Origin of the sequence: Erythrobacter sp. THAF29, assembly GCF_009363635.1 — a bacterium.
Lineage (GTDB): Bacteria > Pseudomonadota > Alphaproteobacteria > Sphingomonadales > Sphingomonadaceae > Erythrobacter.
In genome coordinates this window covers 2,084,182-2,100,128 of sequence record NZ_CP045392.1, presented here as the reverse complement: position 1 = coordinate 2,100,128, position 15,947 = coordinate 2,084,182, and the positions used below count along the sequence as shown (strand labels likewise).

Here is a 15,947-nt window from a genome sequence, read left to right as displayed (position 1 = left end):
TGCACCGCGGCCTTGGCGAGCCGCCCTGCTCCCTTAGTTCACGATTTCGTCAGCCAGGAGACCGACGCTCATCGCGTAGTAATTCGAGCAATTGTATTCGAGGATCACGCGGTAGTTCCCAGTTAGCAGCCAAGCGGGCTCACCGGGGCCATCGGGCTGGAAGAGCGAAACAAGTGTGTCGTCCGGAAGAGGTCCTTGCGGCTGAACGCCAAGCTCACGCCATTCGGCCACGGTCTTCCACTGGCTGTGTCGCTCGTGAACGCGCGGACAGACCTGCGCCTTGAGCTTGGTCTTGTATGCATCGACATCGAAGCCGCGCGGGACATAGGCTCGAACGCCCCACGGTTGCCCTGTCCGCCAGCCAGCATCGCGGAAATAGTTCGCGATGGATGCGAACGTATCGGCACGATTGGTGAAGATGTTGGCGCGTCCATCCCCGTCCCCATCGGCGGCCAACCGCAAGTAAACGGACGGAAGGAATTGCGGGTTGCCAAAAGCCCCCGCATAACTTCCGACCAGCTGACTGCGCGAATATCCTTTGTCAGCGACCTTCATCAACGCAATGAATTCATTGGAAAACAAGTCCCTCCTCCGTCCTTCCCAAGCGAGTGTTGCAAGGCTTCGGGAAAGGTCGAAATTCCCGCGAATTCGCCCGTAGCTCGTTTCGTGACCGAAGATGGCGACGATGATTTCTGCCGGAACGCCGTAACGCGCCTCTACTGCCTTTAGGGTCGAGCGGTTGTTGCGATACACAGACCTCCCGCCAGCGATGCGCACCGAATTGACGTGCGTGGCGATGTAAGGAGCCATCGCAGGATAACCCCGCCTCGTGGGTCGTCCCGGTTGCCCGCGATCGAGACGGATAACTCGATCGTTGGGTTCGAGTCCGGAGGTCATGCGCTGGATCGTCGCCTCGCTCACCCCCTCTGCCCTGGCTCTGGCTTTGAGAACTTCGAGATAAGCATCGAAAGATATTCCATCGACCGAGGAAGCCTGCGCCAATGCAGGCGTTTGCAGGGATGAGAGAGCAAATAGCGCGAGTGCGGACAGCAGCGTTTTCTTGATCATCCCCTCTCCTCTCACATTTCAGATGAACACCCAATATCCGAACCAACCTGCATCCGCCGAAATGTCTGAATATCAGGCCGGTTTGCGGCTCGAAATGCGTGACAAAGCCAATTTATGCGATTAGCGCGCCTCAGCAGCGGACAGGTGGCAGAGCGGTTGAATGCACCGGTCTTGAAAACCGGCAAGGGTGCAAGCCCTTCGTGGGTTCGAATCCCACCCTGTCCGCCACGATCCCCGACCGATCGGAGAACCGATCGCACCCGGATAGCTGCTGTTTGGCGAATCACCCCGCGTTTGACGTCACTTTGAGCAGGCGAGGACTAACTCCGCCGACGGGAGTAAGGTTTTTCCAGACGTCAGCGTTTCGTCGCATTTACGAAAACTTAGGCTTTGCACGCGGCGGATTGCGGCCTTTGAAACTTCGCCAGGTTGCTAATGGAGCTCTTCACCAAACCTTCAAACTTCTTACTATTTTAACCCTCTTCGCAAACGTAACGCCCAAACCTCCTCGGCTAAATCACGCTCGTCACAGATGCATTCGTGCATCCGCAGAACTGGATTTAAGCCATGAAGTCATTGTCATTCAGCACCGCGACTTTTGCAGTTGCCATTTCGCTCGCCAGCACGGCGCATGCGAATGAGCCTGCCTTGCTCGCTCTGCCGGAAATAGCTGAAGAGGCACCCGACGCCGAACCTGCGGCGTCGGGTGCTTACAATGTCGAAGTACCAAGCGGGCTGGTTGCTGACGCAGCGGTGCTGGTGCCGACCGACGCTCTTGTCAGCCTCCCTGCACCTGCCGTTGCGGAGGCAAACTTCACGGCGACTAATCGCGTGGTCACGACCAGGGGGCTCGAGGCGCGCTACGGCGATATCGACGCATTCTATGGCGATATCGATGCCTTCTATGGCGACATCGATGCGTTCTGGGGCGATATCAGCCCGTTCTACGGCGACATCGACGCATTCTGGGGCGATATCATTGCCTTCGATAACGGAGATCTCGCAGCTCTCGGTAAGTTCTGGCAATCGGCCAGCGCGCAGATCAGCACTACCGAAGCCAACTGGTCCAGCCTCCAGTATACCATTAGCAACACCGGCTATGTGAACATCACTTTCGACGGTACGCCGAACAGGATCCGCAACTCCTTCGAGGCATTGATCGCGCAGGCAGAGGCCCAGTTCGGCGAGGCATACCGGCTCAAAACCGGCAGGAGCTTCCGTGACGGTTTCGTTGCCGATATTCTCGCTCGCCACGGGATCGATCTTGCAAACACCGGCAATGCAAAGCGCACGCTGGCTAAATCTGCCGCCGAGCGAGCTGCATTCTACCTCGACTGGCATGACAGCCTGAATCAGTATTCGGGTGTCGATGCAGTCGATCACTGGATGGCGACCGCGAACTGGACCCCTTCGATCACACAAATCCAAGGCTCCGGCGTACGCACTATCGTGGGCGTGGTCGATTCCAGCTTTGGCAGCGAAGGCGACCTTCTCGACAACATCCTCTGGAAAGGCGGCTCCAAGACCAAGTTGCACGGCCACGGTGCCGGAGTTGCTAGCCTCATTTTCGGAGCGCACGACGGTGAAGGCGTGATGGGCATCGCCCCGCAAGCACGGGTAACCGCCTACAACCCGTTCGGGCTTGACGGTTCTGCAACATGGAATGATGTCGCACTAGGCATCTGGACCATCAAGGGTTCCGCATTCTGGGACACGCTCAAAGGCGAACCCGGCCGCGCAAGTGTCATCAACCTGTCGCTCGGCGAAAGCGGTTGGGTCGCATCCCAAGGGCTCGCCGATGTCTTCAAGCGATCCGACATCAAGCTCTTCAACGGATCGACGGTTTACGTAATCGCTGCCGGCAACGATGGAATTACCCAATCGACTGACATTGAATGGGGTTATGCCAGTGCGAACGCAGTCGGCAACTATTTCAATCTCTGGTCATTGTCCTCGGGCACAAGCTCGGTTGACGAAGACACGGCCGCCATTTTTGTTGGTTCGGTCGGGTTGACCGGCGAGGTTTCGGGCTTTTCGAACCGTCCGGGCACGACCTGCCTGCTAGACAATGGTGTGTGTCGCGCCGGCAACGAACTGATGAACCACTTCCTCGTTGCACCTGGCGAATTCCTGCTTGTCGATGACGGGAATGGCGGGCTCGTCCGCCGCTCGGGTACGTCGTTTGCGGCACCGCTGGTTTCAGGCGCAGTGGCCCTCCTCCACGATCGTTGGCCCTGGCTTGCCGATGCGCCGCACGAAACCAAGGATATCATTCTTCGCTCTGCCAAGGATTTGGGTGCGCCTGGTGTGGATCCGGTTTACGGTCACGGCCTGCTCGATGTGGCTGCTTCGCAGTCGCCGCTCGATTTCAACGCGCTGCAGTTCTATCTCTATAGCAACACTGCAAGTCAGCAGGTTGTTTCGGCTACAGAATTGCTGAATGGCGGTGTTCCGGCCTGGTGGGAAACCAATGGGGTGTACTTCACCGCTTTCGAGAATATCGGCGGCACCTATCGCGACTTCACTATCCCGATGTCGACGCTCCAGTACGGTACCTCCTCCAACGTTCTCGGCCATGGCTGGCAGCGGATGCAGGACTTTGTCTCGGATCGCTTTGCCAACTGGCTGCTTTCGAACGGCGCTGACAGCGATGGCGACGGCACGCTTGGCGTCTCGCAGATCCGTTCGAACACGGGTGAGACCAGAGGGCAGTGGACGATGCGCTATGATGCGATCGCTCCGCGCTTCACGCAGGACGGCGCGATGCGTCCGGTGCATAACGCCGCCACGCTGACCACGCCGAACGGGCAGATGTCGTTCACGCTGGGTCACGGCCAGGGCGCGCTGGCGCTTTCGGGCGGCGAGTTCGGGATCATGAGCGATCACGATTATGCCACCGGCGGCGTGAACCCGGTCCTGGGCTTTGCTTCGGGTGAAGTGTTCGCAGGGGCTTCCTACAAGCTGGCAGACGCCACCACGCTGAGCTTCGGCTACAGCAAGGACCGCGAGGACTACGAAGATCTCGAAGGCGCCTCCGAACTCGATCGCACGATCCAGCGCCAGCTGGGTGCGCGCGAAGCCGAAGCCATCACCGTCGGTCTCGAACAGCAGGTTGCCAAGGGCTTTACCCTCGGTGCCCAGTGGACCCGCCTCGATGAGAAGGATGCGATCCTCGGCTCGCAAACCGGCGTCGATGCACTGCTCGGCAACGGTTCGGTGACCGACGCTGTCACGCTCACCGCCTCGCTCGACATGGGCGATGGCCTCTCGTTCGACCTGTCGGCCACCGGCGGTGCGACCGATGTGGCAGGCGGCCAGCTGCTCGCAACCTCGACCCGCGCGCTGAGCACCGCGGGCCAGTTCTCGGTGAACAAGCGCGGGGTGATGGGTGAGAAGGACGTGCTTCGCGTCTCTGTCGGCCAGCCGCTCAATATCGAGCGCGGCGAGCTGGAACTTACCAGCGAGCAGGTGGTCGACCGTGTCACCGGCGAGCGCGGCCTCGTGACCCAGACCATCGGGATCACGACCAAGCGCCGCAACACCGCAGAGATCGTCTACGCGACCCCGGTCACCGAGACGAGCGAGTTCGGACTTGTCACACGCTACATCTCAAGCGGCACCGAAGGCGATGACGAAAGCTTCATGATCGGCGCCAACTTCGGACTGCGGTTCTAAACCGTTTGCAAACCAAACTCGCTTACCAGCGAACAATGGGCGGGCTGTATACAAGCGCCAGGTGCAAAGAATGGGGGCTCTAATGAAGGGGAATGCAAAAACATACGCAATTCTTGCGTCTGCGCTTCTTCTTGCGAGCCCGGCAATCGTTGCCGCACAGGACGCCCCTACCCCAACGCCTTACGAAAAGAGCATTAGCGCTGCGAAGTCGCAGATGATGGGCAATTCAGCTGCCGCGCTCAAATCGGCCCTCGAAGCGGAAAAACAGGCAGACACTAGCAAGGACGACCCAGCGCTTGCGAGACTGACAGCGAAATGGCTGCAGGGCGAGGCGCTCATGCGTCTCAACCGCGCGCCCGAAGCCGAAAAGATCATAGAAGAAGCGCTTGCCGAAGCGGCACGTATCGCGCCGGAGGAAAAGCTCCTGGCAGACCTTCTGCGATCGAAGGCTGGCCTGCAGGCCGCCAACGGCAAGTATGGTGAAGCGCTTTCGAGCTTCCAGATGGCGCATGACCGATACAAGGCCTTGGGCGAAGCCCGTAGCCAGGCGATCGTGCTTCAGAACATGGGTTCGCTCTATTCGGATGCGCGCGACTACGAGCGGGTCCTGAGCTATTACCGCGAAGCCACGACGGTCTACCCGGAGGACAATGCGCTTTCGCTTTCCGCTCACAACAACCGCGGCAATGCACTGAAGGAACTTGGCCGTTTCGACGAGGCGGAAAAGGAATTCCAACTCGCCCTCGCTGTTGCGGGCAAGATGGGCAGCCAGATGCTCGAGGCGCGGATCCTAACCAACATCGCGTCGACCCAATTTCTAAATGGACAGCTGGCTGCAGCCGAACAGAGCGTTGCCCAAGGAATGCGTCTTGCCGTACGCGAGGCTCCCGACTGGGTGCCTTTCCTTCACGGTGTCAAGGCCCAGGTGGCTTACGAGCGCGGCGATGTTTCCGCAGCGCAAAGGCATATGGGCCTCGCATTCCGCGATCAGGATCTGTCCGAAACCTCACCCTATTTCCGCGATTTCCACGAAACCGCGTACCAGGTTTATTCGCGTACCGGCGAATACCGCCTTGCCGCAGAGCATATGGCCGCATTCAACCGAATCGACAGTCAGGCGCGCGATCTCTCCGCGCAGGCCAATAACGCACTGCTTGGCGCACGTTTCGATGCTGAAAACCGCGAGCTGCGCATTTCCAAGCTCTCAGCGGAAAAGGAAGCCAACGAGGCCCGTCTCGCGACCGCGCAGAACCAGAACTACCTTCTTTCGACCGGCATCGCGCTTGTCATTTTCGCCTTCCTGATCGCACTCGCGATCTTGCGGACCGTCAACCGCAACCGTGCGGCTATCAAGGCGGCCAACGAAAAGCTGACCTATGTGACGCAGCATGACGGGCTGACAGGCCTGTTCGCCCGCGACCACTTCCGCCACCTGCTTGACCGTGAAGCAAAGGGATGCATGGAAGACGGCAAGCGCGGCGTCCTTATGCTCATCGACCTCGACCGCTTCAAGCAGGTCAACGACGTATACGGTCACGCCGTCGGCGATGCACTGCTGGTCGAAGTTGCGAAGCGCTTCCGCGAGGCTGCCGGCGAACGCGCAGTTATCGGTCGCCTTGGCGGTGACGAGTTCGGCCTGTTCATCCCGCACCCGAGCAATCTCGAGGAAGCCGGTGTAATCGCTGGTGCAATCATCGAAAAGGTAAGCGCACCTTACGACATCGAGGACAAGGACGTTACTGTTGGCGCCTCGATTGGCATGGCCGAAATCGGCCGCGACGGCTCTTCAACCAGTGTTCTGATGACCAATGCCGACCTTGCACTGTACGAAGCGAAGAATCGCGGTCGCGGGACCTTCGTCACATATCGACAGGCGATGCGCGGCGAGCTCGAAGAGCGTGCGCAGATCGAATTCGACCTCCGCCATGCACTCGAGCGCGGCGAAATCTCGGTTTCCTACCAGCCTATCGTCAACAGCGACGGCACCAGCGTACGCTGTTACGAAGCGTTGATGCGCTGGACCCACCCGGAGCGTGGCGCGGTTCCTCCCAGCACCTTCATTCCGATCGCAGAAGAGGCCCTGCTGATCGAGCCGCTCGGCGAATGGCTTTTGCGGACCGCCTGCAAGAAGGCGACGACCTGGCCGGAGCACGTCAAGCTCAGCGTCAACGTCTCGGCGCTCCAGCTAACCCACCGCGGTTTCCTGAGCACGGTCGTTGAAGCGCTCGCTTCGAGTGGACTTTCGCCCGATCGCCTGCTGCTCGAGATCACCGAGAGCGTCGTTCTCGAGATGGACGAAGAACTTGAATCTCTGATCAAGAGCCTCAGCGAGCTTGGTGTCTCCTTCGCCCTCGATGACTTCGGACGCGGATATTCTTCGCTCAATTACATCGAGAAAATGCAATTCTCGATGATCAAGATCGACCGCGAATTCGTCCAGGCCGCATCGGGTGGCTCAGTGAAGAGCCAGGCAATCGTGACCGCGATCGTCTCTCTCGCCCGCACGCTCGACATGGTTGTGACCGCGGAAGGCATCGAGCAGGACGAACAAGCCGCAGCGATGCGCAAACTTGGCTGCACCTGCTTCCAAGGTTACTACTTCGGCTGGCCCTCGGAGACTTCGTTCGAGAGAAAGCAACCGGGCGAGGATAATCGCAAGGTCGCTTAAAGCGCACGCCAGCAGACTGTTGGCCTAATCTTCCAATTCATCGTCGTCGGGCTTCGACATATGTTCGAGGTTGTCGATGTCGTGCTCCTCGCCATGCGGATCGCCCCACATGACGAGCGAGGGCGCGAATTGCTTCCCCTTGGGAAACATCTTGCCCTTCATATGAGCGATCAGGTCCTCTTTCGTGAGGAAAGGGTCGCTCCCTTCATCCTCGCCCTTCCCCATCAGAAATGGAGCGCCCGGCCATAGGCGTCGAGCACGCTTTCGTGCATCATTTCGGACAGCGTCGGGTGCGGGAATACCGTCTGTATCAGCTCTGTTTCGGTCGTCTCGAGCTGCTTGCCCACCGTGTAACCCTGGATCAGCTCGGTTACCTCGGCCCCGACCATGTGCGCGCCGAGCAATTCGCCGGTCTTCGCATCGAACACGGTCTTGATGAAACCCTCCGCCTCGCCCAGCGCGATGGCTTTGCCGTTGCCGATGAAAGGGAAGTTGCCGACCTTGACCTCGTATCCCGCTTCCTTCGCCTTTGTCTCGGTCATGCCGACGCTGGCGACCTGTGGGTGGCAATAGGTGCAGCCCGGGATGTTGTTGCGGTCGAGCGGGTGCGGGTGGACGTCCTTATTGCCGAGATCCTGCGCAATCGCCTCGGCGCAGGTGACGCCCTCATGGCTCGCCTTGTGTGCGAGCCACGGCCCCGGCGTGCAGTCGCCGATGGCCCACAAGCCCTTGGTCTTGGTGCGACCATAGGGGTCTATCTGGATGAACCCGCGATCCATTTCCGCGAGCTTGTCGATCCCGATATTCTCGGTGTTGGGCTGGATGCCGATCGCGACGATCACGTGGCTGAATTCGCTCGTATCGACCTTGCCCGACTTGTCCTTGATCTTGGCAGTCACGCCCTTGTCGCCAACCTTCAGGTCTTCGACACCCGCGCCGGTCATGATAGTCATGCCCTGCTTCTTGAGGTTCTTCTCAAGGAACGTCGAAACGTCCGCGTCCTCGACTGGCACGACGCGGTCGAGCATCTCGACGACGGTAACTTCGACGCCCATGTCGTTGTAGAAGCTCGCAAACTCTATGCCGATCGCACCCGATCCAATCACCAGCAGCTTGCTCGGCATTTCGGGCGGCACCATTGCGTGGCGGTAGGTCCAAACGCGCTTTCCGTCGGCAGGCGCGAATGGGAGGTCGCGCGCACGAGCGCCGGTAGCGACGATTACGTGCTTGGCGGTGAGCTTCTCCTCACCCTTGTCGCCCTTCACCGTCAGCGAGGTCGCGCCGGTCAGCGTGCCCTCCCCCATGTGAACGGCGATCTTGTTCTTCTTCATCAGGTGCGCAACGCCCTGGTTGAGCTGTTTCGCCACCCCTCGGCTGCGCTTGACGATGGCATCGAGATCGGCCTCGATCGCGCCTGCGACTTTGAGGCCGTAGCTGCTCGCATGGTCCATGTAGTGCTTGATCTCGGCCGAGCGCAGCATCGCCTTGGTAGGGATGCAGCCCCAGTTGAGGCAGATGCCGCCGAGATTCTCTCGCTCGACGATCGCGGTCTTCAGGCCCAGCTGAGCGCAGCGGATCGCGGCGACATAGCCGCCGGGACCCGAGCCGAGGACGATCACATCGTAGGAATTGGACATTCTTCAATCAGCCTTCAGGTAATGGAGAGATCGGTCGAAGTTGACAAAGTTGACACTGTCTCACCCAAGATGTTCGACATTTCTTCTCTTGCAATCAGATACTTGGTTCAAAAATGCGAAGTTGACACTTATCCAACACGAACGCGCTTTCGGGGGCAACGCAATGCGTCTCGCGGGCCGTGGAGGCTACCCTCGCCAAGCAATGTAGGAAAATGCTCATGCGATTGTCTCCGAGACCGCACGCGGCCTGTCATTCTCATCGAGCAAGACGAATTTGAACGTGCCTTGCGAAACCTTGGTTGTCGCATCACCATTGCGTTCGCGCGAGAAGCCTTCGGCAAGGATGGTGAGCGAGGTATTCCCGGTCCTCACGATTTCGCAATAGATGCTGAGCTCGTCGCCCACTTCCATCGCGCCCGGAAAGGCGAAATCGGTCGCGTGGACGACCACCGCCTTGCCCTTCCCTACCCGGCTCGCAAGCGACCCAGCGCCAAGCGCCATTTGCGCCATGAGCCACCCGCCGAACACCCCACCATAGGGGTTGAGATCGGTCGGCATCGCCGTCGCGCGGATGAGGGGATCGCGATTTTGCAACGTCTATCCCGCAACCAGCTCGACGAAGTTCTCGTTAACCCAGCCTGATTTGCACGGACCTTCATAGACGCGCACGTTAGGAACTGGTGAGCCGGTGCCGCAGCGGTCGATGCCCTCGCCCTCCTCGCCTTCCTCAGCATAGACAACCCCGATCCAGTTCCCGACCTGTTGGCACATTGAAACACCCTTGTTCGGGCCAAGCCGATCGATCTCCTCAGCATTGCCATTGGGAGCGGCGCGCACGGACAGGTAATTGTCGCCGCGCGGGTTGAGGTTGGTCACTACTCCATAACCGGCGCAGGCATCGAAGCGCGGTCCATCGAAGCCGATTCGGACGGGCTGGGCTGCAACTTCGGGCAATGTTCGCGCGGTCGGGCCGCCGGCGGAGTCTCGGTCGCTGGCATCGCCGGAGCACGCCGAAAGAGACAGTCCGGCGGCAATCAAGAGGAAAGTAAGTCGGGCCATGGCCCCGCTATACCACCAATCCCATCGGGTTTTCGATCAGGCTGCGGAACTGGTCGAGCAGTTTCGCGCCGTCCACACCATCGATCGCGCGATGGTCGAAGCTGCCCGTCACGCTCATAACAGTCGCGACCTGGAGCGCGCCATCCACCACATAGGGGCGTTGCTCGCCCGCACCGACCGCGAGGATCATACCCTGTGGCGGGTTGATGACCGCGTCGAACTGCTTGGTGCCGAACATGCCGAGGTTGGAAAGCGAGGCCGTGCCGCCCTGGTATTCGTGCGGCTGCAACTTGCCCTCGCGCGCTTTGCCGGCGAGATCCTTCATCTCGGTGGAGATTTCGGCCAGGCCCTTGCGCCCGGCATCGCGGATGATCGGGGTGATGAGGCCCGAAGGAGCCGCGACTGCCACGGAGATATCCTGCCGCGAATACTGATGCATCACGTCGCCCTGGAACGAGACATTGCATTGCGGTTCGCGCTGCAATGCACGGGCAAGCGCCTTGATTATGAGATCGTTGACCGAGAGTTTGACGCCGTCCGCCTCGAGCGATGCATTGAGTTCCTTGCGCAGCTTCAGCAGCGGATCGAGCCGGACATCGACCGTCAAGTAAATGTGCGGGATCTGCTGCTTCGCCTCGGTCAGGCGGCGCGCGATGACCTTGCGGACATTGTTGAGCTTCTGCTCTTCGTACGGCGCGTCATATTCCGTGGCGGGCTGGGCTGCGGGCGCAGGAGCCGGTGTTGCCGCGGCAGGCGATGGCGCGGCGGCGGCGCCCGGTTCGAAGCTCTCGACGTCGGCCTTGACGATGCGACCATTGGGTCCGGTGCCTGTCACCTTGGAAAGGTCGATGCCTTTTTGCTCGGCGATACGCTTGGCAAGCGGCGAAGCGATTATGCGGTCACCAGAGGGCGCAGGTGCGGGCGCCGGGGCTGGAGCAGGCGCTGGCGACGGCGCTGGCGCGCTGCCTCCGCCAATCGCACCCTCGACATCGCCCTTGGTAATCTTGCCCTTGGGGCCGGTGCCCTCGATTGTCGCAAGGTCCACACCCTCGGCCTCGGCGAGCTTTCGTGCCGTCGGCGTGGCGGCGGGCCCTCCGTCCGATTGCGCGGGAGAAGGTGTTGGTGCTGGTGTTGGCACCGCTTCGCCGGAGGGCGCGCTCACATCGCCTACGTCCTCGCCATCCTCGGCAAGCAGCGCGATCACCGTGCCGACAGCGACGTTTTCCGTGCCCTCATCGACGACAATCGCCGCCAGAGTGCCCTCATCGACCGCTTCGAATTCCATCGTCGCCTTGTCGGTCTCGATCTCGGCCATGATGTCGCCCGACTGAACCGTATCCCCGACCTTCACCAGCCACTTGGCGAGCGTGCCTTCTTCCATGGTGGGAGACAGCGCGGGCATCTTGATTTCTATCGGCATTGACGTGTCGGTCCCTCTTGCGACGTTTCCGCTACGTCTGTGACGAATCCACAGGCTTCGGGCAAGACCTTGCATACGAAACCATTTGATTGGATAGCCCGCAAAGGAGGGCCACGATGCGCACATTCCTGGTGGTGACGGACGATAGCGAGGAATCGCGTGCAGCCTTGCGCTTTGCGGCGCGGCGCGCGGCTGCGGTCGATGGCGCGGTGCATATCCTTGCTCTGGTCCCGCAACAGAATTTCAATGCATTCGGGACCGTGCAGGCAACGATCGAGCAGGAAGCGCGCGACCGTGCCGAAATGCTAGCGCATGCTGTGGCGGGCAATCTTCTTGCGGAGAGCGGAATAATGCCGACGATCTCGGTCAAGATCGGCAACGGCCAGAAGATCGTCAGCGAGTTTCTGGACACGCATGACGAAGTTGCGGCGTTGATCCTGGGAGCGGCGAAGGGCGGATCACCCGGCCCTCTCGTCACGCACTTTTCATCACATGCGGGCGAGCTGCCGTGCCCGCTTTACATCATCCCCGCCAATTACGACGAAAAAGACAGCGATCACGCCTAGGAAAGCGTTTCGCGGCTCGGGTAATCATTTCTCTTGATGTAACCGAGGTCTGCCGCCGAAAGGCTGCGTCACTATTTTCGCTTGCGCCCCTGATGGCGGATATTTCCCGGGCGCCCTCGCTTGCCGGTGGTGTACTTGCCCTTCCTGGGACCACCCTGCCCCCGCCTTTTCGCCGGGGGTCGACCTCCGCGACTATCGATCGCCTGCGCGTCCTGATCCGGCAAAACGAATTTGAGAGCGCCGGTCAACGGATTGGCTTCGGCGAGCTTCAATTCGAGCCGGTCGCCGGGAGAGTAGGTCGTTCCCGACTTTTCGCCAATAAGCGACTGCGCCGCCTCGTCGTGACGGAAGTATTCTCCGCCCAGCGTCGAAATCGGCACCAGTCCGTCTCCACCCAGGCCCACGATGGTCGCAAAGAAACCGAAGCCCTGCACGCCGGTGATACGCGTTTCGAAAGTCTCGCCTACCCTGCCCGAAAGCCACGCTGCAACATAGCGGTCAATCGTGTCGCGCTCGGCCTCCATTGCACGCCGCTCGGTCTGGCTGATGGCGTCGGAAATTTCCTGCAGGCTCTTGCGGTCCTTGTCCGATAGCCCGGTCGTGTCGGGCAGCGAACCCGGCGGTCTGGGTTGCTCAAGATTGTAGGCATCGACCAAGGCGCGGTGCACGAGCAAGTCCGCATATCGTCGGATCGGCGAGGTAAAGTGCGCATACGAGCCGAGAGCGAGGCCGAAATGCCCCGCATTGGCAGGACCGTAATAGGCCTGGGTTTGTGTGCGTAGCACAGCCTCCATCACCTGTGCCTTTTCGGATTCGTCCGAAACATCCTTGAGCATGCGGTTGAAGAGGCTCGGCGTGATGACCTGCCCCAATGCAAGCTTGCGGTTCATGGTCTGGAGGTAATCGCGAAGCGCGATCAGCTTCTCGCGACTTGGCGGTTCGTGGACGCGGTAGACCACCGGCGAGTTCCTGGCTTCAAGCGCCTTGGCTGCGGCAACGTTGGCCGAGATCATGAAATCCTCGACCACGCGGTGAGCATCGAGCCGTTCGCGGATGGCGATCTCCGCAATCTGGCCCTCGTCGTTCAGAACTACCCGGCGCTCGGGCAGTTCGAGTTCCAAAGGATCGCGCTTGTGTCTCGCAGCCTCGAGCGCCCGCCACGCGGCCCATAGATGCTCGAGATATTGAGGCGGACTGCCACCGTCGATCGCAGCCTGCGCGTCCTCGTAGGGTATGTTGTGATGGATGCGAACGATGGCGCGGCTGAAGCGGAAGTCATCGACCTTGCCCTCGGCGTCGATGTGGAAGTGGCAGGCCATCGCCGCGCGGTCCTCGTTTTCGCGAAGCGAGCAAACGTCGGCGGAGAGGATTTCGGGAAGCATCGGAACGACGCGGTCGGGGAAATAGACCGAGTTGCCGCGTTTCCGCGCTTCCTTGTCGAGAGCAGAGCCGGGGCGGACATAAAAGCTAACATCGGCAATGGCGACGAGGGCGTTGAAGCCACCCTTCCCGTCCGGCTCGGCCCAGATCGCATCGTCATGGTCACGCGCATCGGCGGGGTCGATAGCGACGATGGGAAAATCTCGAAGATCTTCGCGTTTACTCTCGGACAGTTTGAGGTTGGCAGCGCGGCGCGCTTCTTCATGCACGGCATCGGGGAAAACGTGCGGTATGCCGTGCTTGGCTATGGCAATGAGGCTGAAGCTCTTCGGCGCAATCGGGTCACCGACGACCTCGATGACCTTCACGCCCGACCATTCGGAGCGCCCAACCCGTTCGGCGATTACCAGTTCGCCCGCATTCGCTTCGCCGATATCGACGATTTTGGCTGAGTTGCGCACGCGCTTGTCGACGGGGGCGAGCCATGCCTGCCCGCTTCCATCGATTTCCACGACGCCCATCAGGCCTTCCGTGCGCGCGGGCAATTTTTTCATTGGATGCGCGACCCAACTGCTTTCGCGCTCCTCGGTCCGGGCGAGAACTCGGTCGCCGCGTTTTAGTGCCGGCGCACGCTTCCCGCCCCGCCCCTTCTGTTCTTTCAATGTCAGACGCGGAGGTTTCTCAGGCGAATCGGGCGACCAGTTGTCGGGGATCGCGATCGGTTCGCCATCCTCTATCTCGATCACGCGCAGAACGGTGACCTTGGGTACGCCGCCCATACGATGATAAGCGGTCTTCTTGCCATCGATCAGGCCTTCCTCGGCCATGTCCTTGAGCAATCGCTTGAGCGCGATTTTTTCCTGCCCTTTGAGACCGAACGCCTTGGCGATCTCGCGTTTGCCCGCCGGGGTATCCGAGGTCTGGATGAATTCGAGCACCTGTTCGCGCGTGGGCATGCCGGCAGGGCGTTTGGGGGAGCGTTTCGCCATATGCGCGCCCTATGAACGAGTGCTCAGTCGCTGTCACCCGCTAGTCGTCGTTGGCCGGCCTTGCCACCGGTTCGAATGCACCACCAGGGACGGCGCTGGAAACGGGCGAACAATACTGGCCATTGCAGGCCGAGACGCCGAAGAGCCAATCATCACCGCGAAGTGGGACGGCAATTGCGATCTTCGGCTCATCGGTGCCGGTTACAATGTCGCGAATGTCCTCGCCACGGGTGCCATGGGGCATCACCTTGCGCCAATAGGGCTCGTCGGTACGGCGGGCCTTTATCACGTAGCGATCGGCGCCCTCGACCTTGTCCCAGCGGAGCGCGGTATCGACCCTTACCGCAGCATCAGCCGTGACGGCGGGAGGCATTGGGGATAGGGCGAGCAGGTGCAGGGCGCGGACGTTGAGTTGCGAGGCACGCTTCAGATAATCGAAATCGATTTCATCCACCGTATCGCCGTAGGTGACGCCGTTTTCCGTGCGCAAGTCCTGATGCTGGTGCTCGTAATCCTCGACCGAAACCGCGATGCGCAGGGCCGGATATCCCTTGTCGAGGAACGGTATCTGGTCACCGCCTCGCCCCATCCGGTCTGTGCGCCAGATCTGGCGAACCTGCATACCTGTCGGGTTAGCCGCCGCGACAGCGCCCAGCCATCTTGCAAGATTGCGACCCGGCATGTCGTTTTCTCCGCCGAAACGGCGCTGGCGGGCGCGCAGCCGCTCGGTCGAATCCGCACGCGGCCCTTCGGAAAACACGCGAACGTGTTCGAAGTCGCAATAGCCGTCTGATCCACATGCGCTCCCGATCATGTCGTTGTTGAGCACCGCCTTTACCGTCATGCCCTGTTCCTCGACCCAGTCGGCGAGAATGCGCGCGCCGTATAGGCCTTGCTCCTCACCCGTCAGCAATGCGTAAATGATGGTCGAGGGGTATCGCTGCTGCGAAAGGATGCGCGACGCTTCGAGGATCATGACGCTGCCCGAGCCATCGTCGTTTGCGCCGGGCGCATCGTCGGTACCGTTCAGCGGATCGGTGACGCGGCTGTCGTAATGCCCTTGCACGATGATGACCTCGTCGGGTCGCTCGGTCCCGCGCTGGATGGCAACTGCATTGCGGATCAGTGTGGGTTCGGGAATGCGGCGGCCGTCTGGCTCGACCACGCGCTCGACCGATTGGACATCGAGGCAATCGTCGCAGCGCGAACCGATGCGGCGAAATTCTTCGAGCGCCCAATTGACCGCAGCGCCGATGCCGCGTTCGGGATCGGTTTGTGAGGAAAGCGTGTGGCGCGTGCCAAATCCTACGATCGTATCCATGTCGGCGCGAAGGCGCTCTTCGGACACTTGCTCCGCGAGCTGGTCGTCCGTGGCGGGGGACGTGTGATCGTCGGCGGCTAGCGGGGTCGAGAATAAGGCGGCGGCAAGTGCGATGCGTTTGATCATGCGCGCATCTGTGCCGCGCACGTCGCCTGCGCGCAAGT

Annotated in this window: 11 protein-coding genes and 1 tRNA gene; 4 read left to right on the top strand and 8 right to left on the bottom strand. The window is 60.7% G+C overall.

Translation table 11 applies throughout. The features are described from left to right. Window positions 1-33: 33 nt before the first annotated feature. On the bottom strand, window positions 34-1,068 hold the full coding sequence (locus tag FIU90_RS10150; protein ID WP_152434643.1) for a lytic transglycosylase domain-containing protein: 1,035 nt from the start codon (window positions 1,066-1,068) through the stop codon (window positions 34-36). A 138-nt stretch (window positions 1,069-1,206) separates the two neighbouring features. On the opposite strand from FIU90_RS10150, the gene FIU90_RS10145 reads away from it, so the two are divergent. From FIU90_RS10145 to FIU90_RS10135, 3 genes are all read left to right on the top strand, one after another. Beyond that, window positions 1,207-1,296, top strand: a tRNA-Ser gene (locus tag FIU90_RS10145). A gap of 339 nt (window positions 1,297-1,635) precedes the next feature. Beyond that, window positions 1,636-4,743, top strand: a complete 3,108-nt coding sequence (locus FIU90_RS10140; protein ID WP_152434642.1) for a S8 family serine peptidase — start codon at window positions 1,636-1,638, stop codon at window positions 4,741-4,743. A gap of 82 nt (window positions 4,744-4,825) precedes the next feature. Then, a complete protein-coding gene (locus FIU90_RS10135; protein WP_172970243.1) occupies window positions 4,826-7,411 on the top strand; it encodes a bifunctional diguanylate cyclase/phosphodiesterase in 2,586 nt (861 codons plus the stop codon). Window positions 7,412-7,435: 24 nt separating this feature from the next. Here the strand turns inward: FIU90_RS10135 and FIU90_RS10130 are convergent, their stop codons facing one another. The 5 genes from FIU90_RS10130 to FIU90_RS10110 all read right to left on the bottom strand — a co-directional run bounded on the left by FIU90_RS10130 (window position 7,436) and on the right by FIU90_RS10110 (window position 11,527). Next, complete coding sequence (locus tag FIU90_RS10130; RefSeq protein WP_152434640.1) at window positions 7,436-7,636, bottom strand: hypothetical protein; 201 nt, start codon at window positions 7,634-7,636, stop codon at window positions 7,436-7,438. After that, window positions 7,636-9,048 (bottom strand): dihydrolipoyl dehydrogenase, encoded by a 1,413-nt coding sequence (lpdA, locus tag FIU90_RS10125; RefSeq protein WP_152434639.1) that lies wholly within the window; start codon window positions 9,046-9,048, stop codon window positions 7,636-7,638. The genes FIU90_RS10130 and lpdA overlap by 1 nt, the downstream gene beginning before the upstream one ends. A 216-nt stretch (window positions 9,049-9,264) precedes the next feature. After that, entirely contained in the window at window positions 9,265-9,606 is a 342-nt protein-coding gene (locus tag FIU90_RS10120; protein WP_370515203.1) for an acyl-CoA thioesterase, read from the bottom strand. A gap of 39 nt (window positions 9,607-9,645) precedes the next feature. Beyond that, the gene (locus FIU90_RS10115; protein ID WP_152434637.1) at window positions 9,646-10,107 is read right to left on the bottom strand and encodes a hypothetical protein; all 462 of its coding nucleotides are present in this window, start codon (window positions 10,105-10,107) and stop codon (window positions 9,646-9,648) included. Between the two features lie 7 nt (window positions 10,108-10,114). After that, window positions 10,115-11,527 carry a 2-oxo acid dehydrogenase subunit E2 gene (locus FIU90_RS10110; protein WP_152434636.1) on the bottom strand — a complete coding sequence of 471 codons (1,413 nt, stop codon included), beginning with the start codon at window positions 11,525-11,527 and terminating at the stop codon, window positions 10,115-10,117. 116 nt (window positions 11,528-11,643) lie between these two features. Between FIU90_RS10110 and FIU90_RS10105 the strand changes: the two genes are divergently transcribed. After that, window positions 11,644-12,093 carry a universal stress protein gene (locus FIU90_RS10105; protein WP_152434635.1) on the top strand — a complete coding sequence of 150 codons (450 nt, stop codon included), beginning with the start codon at window positions 11,644-11,646 and terminating at the stop codon, window positions 12,091-12,093. 71 nt (window positions 12,094-12,164) lie between these two features. Here the strand turns inward: FIU90_RS10105 and rnr are convergent, their stop codons facing one another. Both rnr and FIU90_RS10095 read right to left on the bottom strand, forming a co-directional pair. Further along, on the bottom strand, window positions 12,165-14,462 hold the full coding sequence (gene rnr / locus FIU90_RS10100) for a ribonuclease R (RefSeq protein ID WP_152434634.1): 2,298 nt from the start codon (window positions 14,460-14,462) through the stop codon (window positions 12,165-12,167). A 40-nt stretch (window positions 14,463-14,502) separates the two neighbouring features. Continuing rightward, window positions 14,503-15,909 carry a M28 family peptidase gene (locus FIU90_RS10095; RefSeq protein WP_172970242.1) on the bottom strand — a complete coding sequence of 469 codons (1,407 nt, stop codon included), beginning with the start codon at window positions 15,907-15,909 and terminating at the stop codon, window positions 14,503-14,505. Window positions 15,910-15,947 lie beyond the last annotated feature (38 nt).